The 17,834-nt window shown below is 44.9% G+C and carries 14 protein-coding genes; 9 read left to right on the top strand and 5 right to left on the bottom strand.

Translation table 11 applies throughout. The annotated features are described in order from the left end of the window. Window positions 1-387: 387 nt before the first annotated feature. The 9 genes from AC19MV_RS11420 (at window position 388) to xthA (ending at window position 9,462) form a co-directional block, all read left to right on the top strand. A complete protein-coding gene (locus AC19MV_RS11420; RefSeq protein ID WP_498307787.1) occupies window positions 388-1,959 on the top strand; it encodes an anthranilate synthase component 1 in 1,572 nt (523 codons plus the stop codon). Between the two features lie 29 nt (window positions 1,960-1,988). Then, window positions 1,989-2,591, top strand: a complete 603-nt coding sequence (locus AC19MV_RS11415) for an aminodeoxychorismate/anthranilate synthase component II (protein ID WP_188957056.1) — start codon at window positions 1,989-1,991, stop codon at window positions 2,589-2,591. Next, window positions 2,591-3,634, top strand: a complete 1,044-nt coding sequence (gene trpD, locus AC19MV_RS11410) for an anthranilate phosphoribosyltransferase (RefSeq protein ID WP_498307664.1) — start codon at window positions 2,591-2,593, stop codon at window positions 3,632-3,634. Before AC19MV_RS11415 ends, trpD begins: the two co-directional genes overlap by 1 nt. Beyond that, window positions 3,627-5,030 (top strand): bifunctional indole-3-glycerol-phosphate synthase TrpC/phosphoribosylanthranilate isomerase TrpF, encoded by a 1,404-nt coding sequence (trpCF, locus tag AC19MV_RS11405; RefSeq protein WP_498307662.1) that lies wholly within the window; start codon window positions 3,627-3,629, stop codon window positions 5,028-5,030. Before trpD ends, trpCF begins: the two co-directional genes overlap by 8 nt. A 56-nt stretch (window positions 5,031-5,086) precedes the next feature. Then, a complete protein-coding gene (gene trpB, locus AC19MV_RS11400; protein WP_498307660.1) occupies window positions 5,087-6,292 on the top strand; it encodes a tryptophan synthase subunit beta in 1,206 nt (401 codons plus the stop codon). Continuing rightward, a complete protein-coding gene (gene trpA, locus AC19MV_RS11395; RefSeq protein ID WP_498307658.1) occupies window positions 6,285-7,088 on the top strand; it encodes a tryptophan synthase subunit alpha in 804 nt (267 codons plus the stop codon). The genes trpB and trpA overlap by 8 nt, the downstream gene beginning before the upstream one ends. Before the next feature lie 681 nt (window positions 7,089-7,769). Then, complete coding sequence (locus tag AC19MV_RS11390) at window positions 7,770-8,321, top strand: septation protein A (RefSeq protein WP_498307656.1); 552 nt, start codon at window positions 7,770-7,772, stop codon at window positions 8,319-8,321. 35 nt (window positions 8,322-8,356) lie between these two features. Continuing rightward, window positions 8,357-8,656, top strand: coding sequence for a YciI family protein (locus tag AC19MV_RS11385; protein WP_432401205.1), 300 nt, complete (start codon window positions 8,357-8,359; stop codon window positions 8,654-8,656). Further along, window positions 8,656-9,462, top strand: a complete 807-nt coding sequence (gene xthA / locus AC19MV_RS11380) for an exodeoxyribonuclease III (RefSeq protein WP_498307654.1) — start codon at window positions 8,656-8,658, stop codon at window positions 9,460-9,462. The genes AC19MV_RS11385 and xthA overlap by 1 nt, the downstream gene beginning before the upstream one ends. An 85-nt stretch (window positions 9,463-9,547) precedes the next feature. Here the strand turns inward: xthA and AC19MV_RS11375 are convergent, their stop codons facing one another. The 5 genes from AC19MV_RS11375 to AC19MV_RS11355 all read right to left on the bottom strand — a co-directional run bounded on the left by AC19MV_RS11375 (window position 9,548) and on the right by AC19MV_RS11355 (window position 17,833). Then, the gene (locus tag AC19MV_RS11375) at window positions 9,548-10,813 is read right to left on the bottom strand and encodes a hypothetical protein (RefSeq protein ID WP_498307652.1); all 1,266 of its coding nucleotides are present in this window, start codon (window positions 10,811-10,813) and stop codon (window positions 9,548-9,550) included. A gap of 5 nt (window positions 10,814-10,818) precedes the next feature. After that, window positions 10,819-13,152 (bottom strand): bifunctional diguanylate cyclase/phosphodiesterase, encoded by a 2,334-nt coding sequence (locus AC19MV_RS11370; RefSeq protein ID WP_498307650.1) that lies wholly within the window; start codon window positions 13,150-13,152, stop codon window positions 10,819-10,821. Between the two features lie 2 nt (window positions 13,153-13,154). After that, window positions 13,155-13,868, bottom strand: coding sequence for a cupredoxin domain-containing protein (locus tag AC19MV_RS11365; RefSeq protein WP_498307648.1), 714 nt, complete (start codon window positions 13,866-13,868; stop codon window positions 13,155-13,157). 88 nt (window positions 13,869-13,956) lie between these two features. Continuing rightward, window positions 13,957-15,402: a methyl-accepting chemotaxis protein gene (locus AC19MV_RS11360; RefSeq protein WP_498307646.1), complete on the bottom strand. Its 1,446-nt coding sequence runs from the start codon at window positions 15,400-15,402 to the stop codon at window positions 13,957-13,959. A 187-nt stretch (window positions 15,403-15,589) separates the two neighbouring features. Continuing rightward, window positions 15,590-17,833, bottom strand: coding sequence for a xanthine dehydrogenase family protein molybdopterin-binding subunit (locus tag AC19MV_RS11355; RefSeq protein ID WP_498307644.1), 2,244 nt, complete (start codon window positions 17,831-17,833; stop codon window positions 15,590-15,592). Window position 17,834: the final 1 nt, after the last annotated feature.

The raw sequence follows: 17,834 nt of genomic DNA, 5'->3' as shown, positions 1-17,834 counted from the left end.
GTCAAATAATAACTATTTTTAGCGGGAAGCAACGCTTTGCGTTCAATAAATCAACAATAGACACCACTGGATACATTTTTCAGTGTTTTTGAGTAATATTCAATTGACTTTATAGCCCAGCTGGGTTTTCCTATAGGCACGAAATACAGAACTCAATATAGCGATTAACAATGACACACTCATTAGCTTCATTACACATTACTTGGTGGTGGCACTTCCCAAATTAACGGGTGGTGTGAAGCGTTGTGCTCATTTTTAAGAGACAAGATTTTACCAGAAAGCCCGCAGAGATGTGGGCTTTCTTGTTATTTGGCCCATAGGATTACTCGGGTTAAACAGCAGTTAAGGTGACCAGATGATAAACATTAATACACAAGGAGCGGCAGCATAGTGACGACTACAGTGATCACACCAAACCAACTCGCTCAGGTTAGCACGCAAAAACAAGCGTTAACCTACCATACTGATCCGTTAAATCTGTATCAGCATGTTACCCAAAATGCGTCGCATACTATGCTGCTAGAATCTGCGGAGGTCGAAAGTAAAGATCATCTTAAAAGCATCGTGTTAACCCATGCCGCCATGATGATCCGCTGTGACGGTTATCAACTGACTTTTAGTGCATTAACCGAAAACGGTGCGAGCTTAATAGAGCCGATTGCCACGTTCTTCAGTCACGCCGATTTACAGCGTCAGCCAAATCAATTAATCGTTACATTACAAAAAGCCACCGAGTTACAAGATGAAGATGCGCGCTTAAAATCGACCTCACCGCTTGATGGTTTACGGATGTTTGTACAGCACATTCACACTAACCATGCAGTTAAGTTTGAAGACTTATTTTTAGGTGGCGTACTGGCATATGACTTAATTGACACCGTAGAGCCGCTTCCTTCTGCGCCTAATGCCAATAACGACTGCCCAGATTATTTGTTCTATCTAGCTGAAACCTTGATATTAATTGATCATCAAACTCAGCAAGCTGACATTGTCAGTCATCAATTTAATCAAGACCCAGCCATTAAAGCGCAGCTGCAAACACAAATCGACACGGTTAGTCAGCAATGTAAGACTTTGGGCGATGTCGCTGCATTAGCACCGATTGACGCTGAGGCTGAAGTGAACATCAGCGACGAGCAATTCAAAAAAACGGTCATTGATTTAAAGGAACATATTGTTGCTGGCGATATTTTCCAGGTCGTGCCGTCTCGTTGTTTCAGCTTGCCTTGCCCTAATACATTAGGAGCATACCGCGCGCTAAGACTTACGAATCCTAGCCCGTACATGTTTTATTTCCGCGGCCCGGATTTCACCTTATTTGGTGCATCACCAGAAAGTGCCTTGAAATACGATGCTGCAAGCAATCAGGTAGAAGTGTATCCGATTGCCGGGACTCGTCAGCGCGGTAAAAACGCCCAAGGCGAAATCGACTTTGATTTAGACAGCCGTATCGAACTTGAGCTGCGTTTAGACAAAAAAGAGTTGTCTGAGCATTTAATGCTGGTCGACTTAGCCCGTAACGACATTGCCCGTATTAGCCAAAGCGGTAGCCGTAAAGTGGCCGAATTACTTAAAGTTGACCGTTACTCACACGTAATGCACCTTGTGAGTCGTGTTACTGGCCAGTTACGCAGTGATTTAGATGCCCTGCACGCTTATCAAGCCTGTATGAACATGGGCACCCTAGTGGGTGCGCCCAAAGTACGTGCATCGCAATTGGTGCGTGAAGCAGAACAAGCTCGTCGTGGCAGTTATGGTGGCGCTGTAGGCTATGTTAACGGTTTAGGTGACATGGATACCTGCATTGTTATCCGTTCAGCGTTTGTTAAAAATGACGTTGCTTACATTCAAGCCGGTGCAGGCGTAGTGTTTGACTCAGACCCACAAGCCGAAGCCGATGAAACTCGTCAAAAAGCCCAGGCGGTGATTTCTGCCATTAAAATGGGAGGTGGCCTATGAGCAACACGAACCCATTAGCGAGCGCTAAAATGAAATTATACTTACTCGATAACTTCGACTCGTTTACCTACAACCTCGTTGATCAATTCCGCAGTTTAGGCTGTGAAGTATTGATTTATCGTAACGATGTTAGCGCCGATTATTTGGCTGAAAAACTGATTAATGAAACGGGCAAAGCGGCCTTAGTACTATCACCAGGACCTGGCGCGCCACACGAAGCAGGCTGCATGATGGAACTTATCGGTAAGGTTGCCGGCAAAGTGCCTATGCTAGGCATTTGTTTAGGTCATCAGGCGATGGCGGAATATTACGGCGGTAAAGTTGAGCGCGCCCCCTTTGTAGTACACGGCAAAGCCAGCCCAACGTTTCACAACGGCCAGGGCGTGTTTGCTAACTTACCGTCTCCGCTGCCTGTTGCCCGTTACCACAGCTTAGTGGCCACTCGCGTGCCGGATTGCCTCGAGGTTATCGCCACGACAGATGACATGCCGATGGCAATATTACACCCACAACATCAAGCTATTGGATTTCAGTTTCATCCAGAGTCAATTTTAACCACCTTGGGTAGCCAATTGTTAACGCAAACACTGGCTTATTTAACCCAAGACAATACGGCAACAGGAGGCGCATAATGGCTAATTTACAACCTTTATTCGACCAACTCTATCAAGGTCAACACCTCAGCCGTGAACAAACATCAACGTTGTTTAGCACCATTATTCAAGGTGACATGGAACCGGCCACTATGGCTGGAATGTTAGTGGCTCTTAAAATGCGCGGCGAAACCATTGACGAAATCACCGGTGCAGCAGATGCATTAAGACACGCTGCTAAGGCGTTCCCTCGCTCTAAAGCATCGATAGAGACTGGGATTGTCGATATTGTCGGTACTGGCGGTGATGGTTATAACACCATTAATATTTCTACTACTGCAGCGTTTGTAGCCGCAGCTGCTGGCGCTAAAGTGGCCAAACACGGCAACCGCAGTGTGTCGAGTAAATCGGGCTCATCTGATTTGCTGTCTCATTGTGGTATCGCGCTCACGATGGCACCAGAAGCCGCAAGCCAATGTTTGGATGATCTTGGATTATGTTTCTTATTTGCACCGCACTATCATGGTGGTGTAAAACATGCGGTACCGGTTAGAGCAGCATTAAAAACCCGCACTATTTTCAACGTGCTTGGGCCATTAATTAATCCAGCTAAGCCTGAGTCAATGCTACTTGGGGTTTACTCGCTCGAATTGATTGAACCGATTGCTCAAGTGCTCAATGCGCTTGGGGTAAAACGCGCCATGGTTGTGTATGGTAGCGGCTTAGATGAAGTGGCATTACATGACATTACTCATGTAGCAGAACTAAAAGACGGCGCGGTACGTACTTATCAGCTCACGCCAGAAGACCTTGGGGTCACGCGTGCTGATATCACCGCGCTAACCGGCGGCGAGCCTAGTGACAATGCGCTGATTACTCAAGCCATTTTACAAGGACAAGGCCAGAGCGCCCATCGTGATGCGGTGGCCATCAATGCGGGTTGCGCCCTTTATGTCAGTGGAATTTGCGACTCTGTTGCACAAGGCACACAGCTCGCGTTAGCCACCTTAGCCACAGGCAAAGCCTACACACTTTTAACCGATTTAGCCGCTGCTAGCCAAGCTGGAGAAAACAATGAGTAACCCAGAAAGTAATGTATTAACACGCATTGTTGATACTAAAGTTGCCCATATTGCTGCCCTTAAACTGCGCTTTCCTGAAGCCAGTTTGCAGCCTAAAATATCAGATCGCAGTTTATACGCGGCGCTTAAAGCGCCAAATGCACAGTTTATTTTAGAATGTAAAAAAGCCAGTCCGTCTAAAGGACTTATCCGCCCCGATTTTAACGTCGAAGCCATTGCCGATATTTACAATCATTATGCTGCGGGTATTTCGGTGTTAACAGATGAAGAATTCTTCCAAGGCGACATGGATTACATTCCGCAGGTTCGCGCTCGAGTGACTCAACCTATCATCTGTAAAGATTTCTTTGTCGACCCATATCAAGTGAAGCTTGCTGCCCATCAAGGCGCTGATGCCATTTTATTAATGCTGTCGGTGCTCGACGATAAGCAATATCGCCTACTCGCCGACGAAGCCGCTAAGTATCAACTCGATACTTTAACGGAAGTCAGTAATCAGCCAGAACTCATACGCGCGATTGATCTTAATGCGCCGATTATTGGTATTAATAATCGCAACCTGCGCGACTTAAGCACCGATTTAGCCACCACCGAACTTTTAGCGCCGCAAATCCCAGCGGATCGCGTGGTGATTAGTGAATCAGGCATTTATAACCACCAGCAAACACGTCGCCTTAACCCGTTAGTGGATGGCTACCTTGTTGGCAGTTCAATCATGGCACAAGATGATATTGACCTGGCTTGCAGACAATTGATTTATGGCAATAACAAAGTCTGTGGTTTAACGCGTATTGATGACATTGCAGCCGCAGCTGAGGCGGGGGCCGTATTTGGCGGATTAATCTTCCATCCTAAATCGCCACGAGCCGTCAGCGCAGAAACCGCCGCCGAACTCATTGCCCAAATGCAGCAACAACACATCGCACTTAATATGGTCGGGGTGTTTGTTAACGAACAGGTTGAAACCATTGCCAGTTTAGCGCAAACACTCAAGCTATTTGCAGTGCAATTACACGGCAATGAAACTGAACTTGAAATTGATGCCCTGCGCGCACTGTTGTCGCAAAAGCAGCTCAGCACACAAATTTGGAAAGCGGTTGCTATCGACAGTCAAACCGGTGCAGTGGCAAACAAACCGCAAGGTGCTGACCGATATTTGTATGACAGCAAATCGGCCGAGCAATTTGGCGGCACAGGCCATACGTTTAACTGGCAAGCTGACATCGACAATAAAGCCGATGCCATGTTGGCCGGCGGCTTAACACCAGATAACGTTTACCGCGCCAGCCAGCAAGGCTTTTATGGGGTAGACATCAACTCTGGTGTAGAATCAGCACCTGGCCATAAAGACCATCAAAAACTGATTGAAGCATTCACCCAATTACGCCGTAACTAGTTTGCACATTACGACACAATTTTTAGCGATAATACGATTACTCGAAGGGAACATTTATGACCGAGCTCAAGCTTAACCCTTATTTCGGCGAATACGGTGGTATGTACGTACCACAAATTCTAGTGCCAGCATTAAAGCAACTTGAATCCGCCTTTGTTGACGCGCAGCAAGACGAAAGCTTTCAAGCTGAATTTACCGACTTATTGAAGAACTATGCGGGTCGCCCAACAGCATTGACCTTAACTCGTAACTTAAGTCCGAACCCAATGGTAAAAATTTACCTCAAGCGTGAAGACTTACTCCACGGCGGCGCGCACAAGACTAACCAGGTATTAGGCCAGGCATTATTGGCTAAACGCATGGGTAAAAAAGAAATTATTGCTGAAACCGGCGCAGGTCAACACGGTGTCGCAACCGCCCTAGCCTGCGCGCTCTTAGGTTTAAAGTGTAAAGTCTACATGGGCGCGAAAGACATTGAACGCCAGTCGCCAAACGTATTTCGCATGAAGCTAATGGGCGCTGAAGTTATCCCTGTTACCTCTGGCTCATCAACCCTAAAAGATGCCTGTAACGAAGCCATGCGCGACTGGTCTGCCAGCTACGACAAAGCCCATTACTTATTAGGTACCGCCGCGGGTCCACACCCATTCCCAACAATTGTGCGTGAGTTCCAGCGTATGATTGGCGAAGAAACTAAAAAGCAAATTCTTGAAAAAGAAGGCCGCTTGCCAGATGCCGTTATCGCCTGTGTCGGTGGAGGCTCAAACGCCATTGGCATGTTTGCAGACTTTATTGACGAGCCATCAGTTGAGTTGATTGGTGTAGAACCTGCCGGCAAAGGCATCGACACCCCAATGCACGGCGCGCCGCTTAAGCACGGTAAGACCGGTATATTCTTTGGTATGAAGTCACCGTTAATGCAAGACAGTTCAGGCCAAATTGAAGAATCGTATTCAGTGTCTGCAGGGCTTGATTTCCCGTCAGTGGGACCACAGCATGCGCATTTAAACGCCATTGGCCGTGCTCGTTACGAGTCAGCCACCGATGATGAAGCGCTAGAAATGTTCCAAACTTTGGCACGCTGCGAAGGGATTATTCCTGCATTAGAATCAGCTCACGCACTGGCGTATGCCGTTCGTATGGCAAGAGAAGCCACCAAAGAAACGATACTCGTGGTTAACTTATCGGGACGTGGTGATAAAGATATTTTCACCGTGGCAGATATTCTAGAAGCCAAACAAAAGGAGAGCGGCAATGAGTAACCGTTATCAGGCAACATTTGCAGCCCTTAAAGCCCAACAAAAAGGCGCGTTCGTTCCGTTTGTCACCATTGGCGACCCTGGCCTTGAGTTGTCATTAAAAATTATTCAAACCTTGGTAGATAGCGGCGCAGACGCCCTTGAATTAGGCTTTCCGTTTTCAGACCCACTTGCTGACGGGCCCGTCATTCAAGGCGCAAATTTACGTTCATTAGCCGCAGGCACTAAACCTGATGATTGCTTTGAGCTAATCGCCAAAGTCCGTGCACAACATCCAGATTTACCTATTGGATTATTACTGTACGCCAATCTTGTATTTGCTAATGGTATTGATGCATTTTACGCCAAAGCAGAAGCTGCTGGCGTTGATTCAGTATTAATTGCCGACGTGCCCGTTGAAGAGTCAGCACCTTTTAGTCAAGCGGCTAAAGCACATGGCATAGCACCGATTTTTATTGCTCCGCCTAATGCCGACGCCGACACGTTAAAACTGGTGAGTGAGCGCGGCGAAGGTTACACCTATTTGCTATCACGCGCGGGCGTAACGGGTACTGAATCAAAAGCAGGCCAACCAATTGAAAATATTTTAGCCCAGCTTGCTGAATTTAATGCCCCACCGCCGTTGCTCGGTTTTGGTATTGCAGAGCCTGAGCAAGTGCGTGCCGCTATCAGCGCGGGTGCTGCTGGTGCAATTTCAGGGTCTGCTGTGGTAAAAATCATTGAAGCGCATCAACATGACGAGGCCACACTGTTGGCTAAGCTTGCTGAATTTACCCACGCGATGAAAGCGGCAACTTAACGTAACCGTTTACGCCCAGTTGTACGCGTTTTAAAAAATCAGGAGTACCTCGGTATTCCTGATTTTTATTATGCAGACTGCAAATAACGATAATGTGATTTATCAGCTAGCGTGCCACGTGCTGTCGGTAAGGCAGATGTGAAACGAACAGTTAAATTATACCAATTCCATTAATTATCTGGTCATTCAGCGGGAGTTCTGTGCCTTCTAGGCAAATAATAGAATTGTAGGCATAGTTGCTCTACGTCAAAATGCTATTATGCAGCATAGAAGGCACAGAAACCCGCCTTGCAGGAGGCACTCAGACCGTTCATTTCTTTGTTGCATCGTCTTAGAAGGGAATAACCATTATTACAACAATGCGCCTCAAACTGAACAGTCTGAGTGACTCTGATTGGTCACATAATTAATGGAATTGGTATTAATAGTGAGGCGAATGGAAAGGTTGATAGTGGAGCTCCTAACCTGACTCTAACTTATGCATCCATGTTGTCATATTTAGACAAGATCTAACGAGGCATAATGAGCGTTGAACATCACCGTTACCTCATGAGATGAGTATGAAGAGAGATTCACCTAATCCTCCTTGTGTAATGGTTCAAAAAAATCTGCCCGTCATGTACAATCTGCCATTAATAAACTAGCGACAATCGTTCTCCTTTTTCCTTGCCTGAGATATTTATGAAGCAACTGTTAGATTTTTTACCTTTAGTGATCTTTTTTGCCGTGTATAAGTTTTACGATATTTACACCGCAACGGGCGTATTAATCGCGGCAACGGCTATTCAATTGGTCGTCACCTATTTATTGTATAAACACATTGAAAAGATGCACCTAGCCACCTTTGCAATGGTGACCGTATTTGGGTCGTTAACCTTATTTTTCCATGATGACGCCTTCATCAAATGGAAAGTCACCATCGTTTACGCTTTATTTGCGATTGGATTAATTGTGTCACAAGTCATGGGAAAACCTGCGCTGAAAAGCATGTTAGGAAAAGAAATGACCGTAGACGACAAAATCTGGACTCAGGTCACATGGTATTGGGTCAGTTTTTTTGTATTATGTGGCATTGCCAATATTTATGTTGCCTTTAGTTTACCACTTGAAACATGGGTGAACTTCAAAGTGTTTGGCCTCACCGCCCTCACGTTAATGAATACTGTCATTACCGTTGTATATCTTTATAAAAATATGCAAGAAGAGCCGATTAAACCAGAAGATGGTCAGTGATCATCAATTCGTATTTCAACAAGGAAGCCGTCAATATGTGGTACATGATTTCATCTCAAGACGTAGAAAATAGCCTAGAAAAGCGTTTATCAGTTCGTGCAGACCATTTAGCTCGCTTACAAGCTCTAGCTGATGAAGGTCGCTTATTAACGGCTGGACCGCATCCAGCGATTGACAATGAAAACCCAGGTGAAGCAGGCTTTACCGGTTCACTGGTGGTTGCTGAGTTCCCGTCTTTAGAAGCAGCACAAGCCTGGGCCGATGTTGATCCTTATATTGCCGCGGGTGTTTACAAAAGCGTTATCGTTAAGCCATTTAAGCGAGTATTGCCTTAATGAAGATTGTCTCATTTAACATTAACGGTCTTCGCGCACGCTTGCATCAATTGCAAGCGCTTATCGACAGTCACTCGCCTGATATTATTGGCCTACAAGAAACCAAAGTGCACGACGAGGCTTTTCCACTGGCCGATGTTGAAGCCATGGGTTACAAGGTGCATTATCATGGTGGCAAAGCTCATTATGGTGTGGCGATGTTGTCAAAAGCAGAGCCGCTTAACATTATTAAAGGCTTTGAAACCGACGATGAAGATGCCCAGCGCCGCTTAATCATTGGTAAATTCAAGCAAGATAATGGCCGTACGTTAACCGTGTTCAATGGTTATTTCCCGCAGGGTGAAAGCATTCATCACGAAACAAAATACCCTGCTAAGCGTAAGTTTTATCAAGATTTGATGCTGCACCTAGAAAAGCACCATCAAGCAGATGAAGACATCGCGATTATTGGTGATATTAATATTTCACCCACTGATTTAGATATCGGCATTGGCGATGTGAATGCAAAGCGTTGGTTAAAAAGCGGTAAATGCAGCTTTCAGCCTGAAGAGCGTGAATGGTTAGCGCGTCTGCAGCAATGGGGATTTGTTGACAGTTTCCGTCATTTACACCCAACTCGCACTGAGCGTTATTCGTGGTTTGATTATCGCAGCAAAGGTTTTGATGATAACCGCGGTCTGCGCATTGATGTTATTTTAGTCACTCAACCTATGGTAGCTCGCCTTGTTGAATCTGATGTGGATTATGATTTACGCGGTATTGAAAAGCCGTCTGATCATGCGCCAATCTGGACCACATTAAGTTAAGCAGTCTTGTGACTCAGACAGTCTAGCTAGAGCTTATTCAACAAAAAATGCTACGCCATTATTGGTGTAGCATTTTTTATTGGACCTAAAAAAAGTAGCGGCTGGAAACTTGCCATTGCTGCTCAACCTGATCGATAGGTTGATTGATATAACGCCTGGCTGGGCGAGTCGAATCAATGACATTGTATTCAAGTTGAATAAACCAGGGTTTATCCAGCTGATATTGATAAGCCACAGTCAACGACTGACCATCCTCGTTGTTATCATCCTCTGGGGTATCGTCGTTATCTGTCACTGAAAAGTCTTCTACACGCAAGCTTACACGGTGCTGCGACCAACGTTTACTCACCATGACATAACCCGAGTGAAAATCATTATCGACCACAGGCAAACCGTCGGTATTGGTCATTAAGGTATTGCCTTGCATATACTGACTGATGAAGCTAACGCCATTGGGTAACAACCATTTGGCACCTATATGACCAAATTGGGTTAACCACACATATTGCCCTTGCTTCACAATAAGCGTGTTGGCGTTATTGTCATAGTATCCAGCCTGTACGCTACCTTTATTTCGCCACGTCCACTTAGCCACAACATGGGCACCAATACGGTCATCAAGTTCGGTAAAGGGATCTGAGTTGGCCGCTTGCTCTGCGAGCATACCGTCAGGTTGCATTGCGGGTATGGTCGTAATAGGAAGGGTTTCTTGTAGAAGAGTCTGCCTCGATGTTTGCGTCCAACCATGCCACGCGAGCATGGCTCCCGTGGTGTCATTAAACATAAACGCTTCGGCGGTTAATGAAAAGTCATGCGCCGATTGACGGTATTTGCCTAAAGACTCTATCGTGGTTGATAAACCAATATGCCGGACTTCTTCAGCAAGCCAACTGTTAATGGTCGAATAGGTTAAGCTATAAGGCGATGCCCACGCGGTGGCGACGTTTTCTAATGATATTTTGGGATACATTAAGCCAAATTCAACATCGAGACGAATACCCGACTCGCTTGGAATGTCGCGATAACGCACTAGTGCCTCGGTTAAACCAAGGCCATTATTGATGCCATCAATATAGCCATTCGCGACAATACGACTAGACCACGCGTCGCCCCATTGCGTCTGATAACCGAGTCCTAATTGCGACAACGCTATCTGCGAACCATTATTGGCACTAAATTTACCTAGCCCGCCGCTTAAATATGAATCGCTGCTGTCGGCATACCCTATTCGAGTATCAACTACGCCACTGACATGATGCTCAACCTCACTCCACTCCATCGACTGGGCGCTTGAGTGAACAGTTAACACCGATAAACAGATACAGCGAAATATTAAACGGTCAATAATCATCACTCCTATACATAAGCAGACTGGCTTAACCAATCGTTAAACTGAAACTCTGGCAGCGGCCGTGACAAATAAAAGCCCTGGCCCATTTCACAGCCGCGCTCAGTGAGCCATTGTAAGGTTTCTTTATCTTCAATACCTTCTGCAACGACTTTAAGGCCAAGGTTATGGGCTAATTGTAAGGTTGATTGCACAATAATTTGGTCTGCATTTGTCTGCAGTAACTTTTGCACAAATGACTTATCAATTTTGAGTTCATCGACAGGTAATTGTTTTAATTGCGCTAATGATGAATAGCCCGTGCCATAATCATCAATAGACAAGGTTAAGCCATTTTGACGCAATAAAGTCAGTTGCTTAACCGCCAGATCAGGGTCTGACACCACGGCATCTTCGGTGATCTCAAGCGTCATCGCCGACACTGGGACATTATGTTGTGCCAAGGTATCGATCACCCAGTAGCAAAACTGCTCATCTTTTAAATTTTCGGCTGAAATATTCACCGCTATGCACATGTCTATACCTTGTGCTTGCCAACGATGATATTGCGCCATAGCCTCGGTAATAACCCAACGAGTCAAAGCATCCATTTGCATGGTTTTTTCAGCAATAGGAATAAACGTATCTGGCGGAATAATCCCTCGAGCAGGATGGTTCCAGCGCACTAATGCTTCAACGTGAGTAATTTTTTGTTTCGCTAAATTCAGTTTCGGCTGGTAATAAAGCACCAATTGATTTTGCTCAATAGCGACTTTTAATTCGTTAATTAATTGAAAACGCTCAATGCTATTTTTATCTATATTGGCATCATAAATTTGATAATCACGCTTATTCATTTTAGCGTGTTGCAACGCGGTATCGGCCTGGCGTAACAAGGTCACAATATCAATACCCGGCTGATAAAAGCTGACTCCTGCGGTAAATTGTAAATGCAGTAAAATATCTTGGTAGTGATAATCTTGGCCAATTTTTGCTTGTAACATAGTCAAGAACACTTCAAATGATTCATGTTCATATTCTTTAAACGCCAACACAAACTCATCGCCAGACAAACGACACGCCAAGGCGTTCGGGTTGATATGACAAAGCCGCTTAGCCACCTCTTTAATCACTTCATCGCCAACAGCATGGCCTAACGTGACATTCACCTCGGTCATGCGGCGGATATTGATTAAACAAATCGCCATGGTTGAACCTTCAACGAGCCAAGGCTCACAGACTCGTTGTAAATGGTTACGATTGGCTAAATTGGTGAGCGGATCATGAAACGCCTGATGTTCAATGGCTTTTTCACGGGCCACAATAGCTTGTTGCATCGAGGTAAATTCACTGGCGAGTTGTTGTAACTCAACGCTTGAATCTACGCTCACATGAGAATGGTAATTGCCTTTGGCGATAAAGCGGGCTTGTTCTATTAATTGTTTAATTGGCCGGGTAATACTGCCCGAAATCCAAAATGCCAACAGCAATGATACCGGTAACATTAACAATAACACCGCCACTTGCTGTAACCACTGAGATTCGATTGATGCTAATAAATCTGAACGCGACTTATACATATAAGCATGCAAGGATTTATCATCTACATGACCTAAAAATTGTTTCCATAAAATAAAGTCGCTGTCTGCTTGGTCTGCAACAATATATTGGGTCACTAATTGCGTTTCATGGCGCTCGAGCGGAAAACCAGAGTGACCCACTGGGGTAATCACCTCTTTTTCTAACAACATAAAACCGCTGTTTAATCCGGTGAGTTTTTGCAGAGAGTTTGCTAGTGAATCGCCAATGAGAAAACCAAAACCCACCCAGCCAATCACACTATTTCCACCACTGGTTAGCGGGGAAAACTTAATTTGATATAATTTGTCATCGAGCAGATAGAAAGGACTTATTTGATCAAACTCAGTGTCGAGTTTATAACGAAAAGGTGCATGTTGTTCCGAACCAAGCGCCACCACTTCTTGACCGAGTTCATCTTGTGAGGCCACCAATTGGCCAATCACTTTACCGTCACCCGACACAGCCATCGCGAGTGAAGCGTTGATACGGCCACGATGATTATTGAGTGCCACTAAAAAACTGCGGTTATCACCATCGATAAAAATATCTTTTAAAGCAAAGTCTTTAGCCGCAGTAGATGCAAATGCCGCCAAATAATAGTTACGATTATCGTATTGTGACTCAAAGACTAAACTTGCCACCTCGAGTTGGTTAGCGACATATTGCTGTTCGAGGCGTTGATTGGATTGATATGACAGCCAGAAAGACAAGGCCAGTACCGCAATAATAACCAGTACAAAAAACGCAAAAATCCGTGTCTGCAGACGATTAAACAATACCAATATTAGTATCCTTCTAGGAATTCAAATTCATCTAAACTTTGTTGTTGAGGAATACTATCAAATTCAGCCTCTAAAGTGATCACTATTGGCTGCTTATTCGGTAAATGAAACGTCTGTAATTGCTGGTTATCGTTAAGCTTTAATTGCGGGTGCCAGACACTCACAGTAAAGTCATCTTCAGGTAATGCGTTAAACACTACTTTGCCTTGGTTATCTGTGATGGCATAAAACGGTGTATCAACCACCAGCAAATGTCCCGACATCCAGTCATGAATATTACAGCCCATCGACACATGACCCGCTGTTTCAAACATGATTAACTGTTGCGCTTGTTCGTGGCGCAACTTAAATGAAAATCGTTTCGGGCCTAATGCAGAATAAATATGATGGGTTATATCATCTTCATTAACAAAAGCGACCTCTTGGCCTTTTTGCACCACGGTAATATAAGGTGAAAACTGTTTGTCTTTTTGATGCACTTCAGCTTTGGCAGGCTGCGCTGTTACTACCCGATTATCCGCGTTGTTGGGTTGTAAATACACCACCACATTGACCGCAGCCTGGCCTTGTTGATTAAGTATCAAAAACTCCTGAGCGCTGACACTTTGAGCAAATAATTGACTGGCGAGTTGAGTCAATAACAGCAAAGTGGTTAGACTTAGCAGCGACCTTAAGCTCATCTTTTTCTTGTCACGATTTCGGCTTACACCAATCATCTACACTCCTATTGTTAGCATGTTAATCAGCAATATTGCCTAAGTACCTCTACAAGACCTCACCAAAAGCTGTTTTATTTCACCCATCTTAAATTTTATATTGGCTTAGCATTGCAGCTAATCCTTTTGATGAGTCATTGAGCTCTTTTGCTAACACGCTAGACTGTTTTGCGGTGTTGCTGATGATTTCAGATTGTTGACGAATATGATTAATTTGCGATGAAATATCCCCAGCAGACATGCTTTGCTGCTCAGCAGAAGCGGCAATTTGGCTGCTCATATCAAATACCGAGTTAATCGACCCTGCCATTTGAGTAATATCATCACCCACGGCTTTAATGCTGGCGCTGCCTTGATCAGCTTGCTCAACTATCACATTGGTAATGCCGGTAAGATTTTTAGTGCCTTTTTGTAGGCCTTCAATCATTTTTTGAATTTGCACTGTCGCTTCTTGAGTTCGGCCCGCTAACGTACGCACTTCATCTGCCACTACCGCAAAGCCTCGACCTTGTTCGCCTGCCCTTGCCGCTTCAATCGCTGCATTCAGTGCTAACAGATTGGTTTGCTGCGATATGCTTTCAATAGTGGTCACCGCATCATTAATTTGGGTGGCATCACGAGACAATTGCTCAACCGACGAAAATGATTCTGCAATTCGTTCTGATAAATAGCGAACCCTTTGCACTGCATCGGCAATTTTGTGCTGACTTTGGTCCATTTGCTTAGCATTTTGTTGGGTATGCGATGAGGTTTCACCGGCATGATGCGACACATCAGCAATGGCAGAAGTCATTTGCTCCATCGCATGAGATACCGCATCTAAAAAATGATGTTGTTGGTCGATAAGATCTTTATTGGTGTTCGCCTGACTATTAAACTCATCAGCCGCAGCAGACAAGGTGCGAGCATTATCGCGAATGGCCTTAACCATTTCACTCATGTTATCAGCGCAGCGGTCAATGTCGGTTGCGATTAAACTGAAATCATCAGTGCCAAAAAAGTTAAGCCTAAAGCTTAAGTCACCATCGGCCAAACGCTTGATGGCCATGTACATTTCCCACAGGCCGCCACCTAATGAGGTTGAAATCCAGTAACTGAGTTGAAACAAAGGCAACAAACCCACTAATGCAATGATCAACATAAACTGAGCATCGTCTTTTGCATCTTGCTCCCATGGCGTCACATTCTGGCTTTGGCTTAAATATTGATTACCGACATTGGCTGACGCTATTACGGTATCGCCATTACGCCCGGTATTATCACGCGCAGAGACTTGCAATTGGTTATCTGAAGCAAATTGTTGCAGCTGCGCGTCAGCTAAACTTTGATTATTAGCCACTGTCGCAAAACTTTGCACACTGGCTTTCACTCTCTCTTGAGATGCCTGTGCGATAAAATCGTTCGCTTGTTGATAATTGAGTAGTGCAATTACGCTGGTTATCGCAGCGACCATTGAACACACTATCCAAAATTTGCCGTTTAGGCTGAACTTAATCATGATTGCGTCAATCTTTCTAAACTGGATTTGCTTCATCTTTACGCTTCCTAAGGCAATTTATATCAAACATAAATAGTATAGCTGAGTGAATCTGTTCAATGATGAACAGCGGCTAAAAAAATAAAATGCCTAAGTGCAACACACTTAGGCATTTAGCTTTATTATTATCGACTTAAGCGTGTAAAACTTAAGTGCTAACGCTCACAATTTTTATCGATTAAACTTATACCGATAACACCTTGTTTAGCGGTAAATCACGATACCTTTTGCCAGTAGCGGCAAATATTGCATTGGTTAAGCTTGGCGCAACAGGCGGAACACCAGGCTCACCGACACCGGCAGGGTTAGCAGTAGACTGGATATGAATGACTTCTATTTCAGGGCTTTGTGGAAAACGCAGTAATGGATAATCATGAAAGTTCGATTGCTGCACCTGGCCATCTTTAAAGCTAATTTCACCCATCATGGCTAAACTTAAGCCGAAAATAATCGCCCCTTCTGTTTGCGACTTCAATCGGTCTGGATTTACCACTAAACCTGCATCAATCGCGGCGATACTTTTAAGCACTTTAAGGTTGTCATCTTTCACTTCCACTAACGTTGCTACGGCTACATAAGTTGTAAAACTGCGATGAATAGCAAAACCCCAACCTTGATTTTTCAACAGTGGAGCTTGCTTAGCCAGTTTGGCCTCCATGATATCTAGCACATTATGATAACGGCCAACATCAATAGGATGGTCTTCAAGTGTTTCGCCGTAATTACCGTACTCGAAACCTTGATCTGCTAAGGTTTCTTTTCTGGCTTCACCGAGCATTTCACGCCACATTTGCAGGCAAGGCTTATTGGCTTTAACGGCCAATTCATCCACAAAACTGCCAATGCCAAACGCGTGCTGAATATTACACACCGAACGCATCCAACCAATACGAGTATGGGCGGTAGCTTTTACTGCTTCGAGCTGTATTTGTGGCAACGCTAATGGCACATCAACAAAGCCTAAATCAAGTTCACCAGCAGAGGGTAAATCGACCCCTTCAGCAAAAGTAGAACTAATAGATGGAAACCCAGTACGGGCTAATATGGCTTGAGGTTGATTGCTGTTATCGAGCTTAGCCTGATAAAATTGCGCACTAATCGCATGGTAATAACCATTTTGTATTTCATCTTCTCGGGTCCACGACACTTTAACCGGCTTATTAAGCTTTTGGGATAACATGGCCGCTTCTACGCTAAAATCGGGTTTGGATTTACGTCCAAATCCGCCACCTAACAGTGTCACATTCACTTTCACTTTTTCTTCAGCAAGACCAAGTACAGCGGCGACATTTTTCTGAGTGCTTTGTGGGGTTTGAGTTGATGCCCAAATTTCGCATCCGTCCGCGGTCACACTCGCGGTGGCCACGGGCGGCTCCATCATGGCATGAGCTAAATACGGCACAGTATAAACCGCATTAATTGTCGACTCTGCAGGCCATGAATCAACGCTAGCACCTAACTGGCGCATCACTTTGCCAGGCTGTTTAACTCGTTCAACTAAATCGGCCAAATACTGAGTGGTATCGTGGCTATCATTGACAGATTTTGTCCAGGTGATTTTCAGCGCTTTACGCCCTTCCATCGCACTCCAGGTGTTGCTGGCAATAACGGCCACACCGCCCAAAGCCTGAAATAAGGGTGCGCCTTTAGGTACCGGTAATTGAATAATATCCAACACGCCCGCGACTTTACGTGCCGCGCTATCATCTAAAGTGGCCACATCGCTGCCAAGTACAGGCGGGCGAGTGATGCTGGCATACACCATGCCGTCAACTTTAATGTCATAACCAAACATAGCTGTACCCGCTAATATGTCATCCATATCAACGATAGTTTTGGGCTTACCAATAAAATTAAATTCACTGTCTGGCTTGAAGGTCAGTGTTTCAACATCTGGCACGTTAATGGCCGATGCTGCTACTGCTAACTCGCCAAAACGTAAGCTTTTGCTAGAACCTTTGTGATACACGCGATTTTGCTTAGCATACACCTCAGTTAACGGCACATTCCATTTATTGGCCGCTGCTTGCTCAAGCATGGTTCTGGCCATGGCGCCCATTTGACGCATTTTGTGATATTGCTTACGAATGCTTCGGCTACCATCAGTATTTTGATCGCCGTAAGCTTTGTCGCCTAAGCCTTGAACAACAACAATTTTGTCCCAATCGGCTTCTAATTCATCGGCCAATACTTGTGGAATACCGGTACGAATACCCTGGCCCATTTCAGAGCGATGGCATGTTAAATACACCTTGTCGTCTTCGCCAATGGCAACAAACAAATTCATCGTGGCTTGCTTGTCTTGCGCTAGCGCCATTGGGCTCCAGGCCAAACTGGTACTACCAAGGACTAAACCACCGCCAACGGCACCAAACAATTTAAGCACGTTACGACGGCTGATATTTTCAACTGCGGTAAATGTCGTCATG

This window comes from Shewanella sp. MF05913 (genome assembly GCF_059758095.1).
Note: the sequence above shows the minus strand (reverse complement) of the source record. Positions and strands in the feature narration are given on the sequence as shown.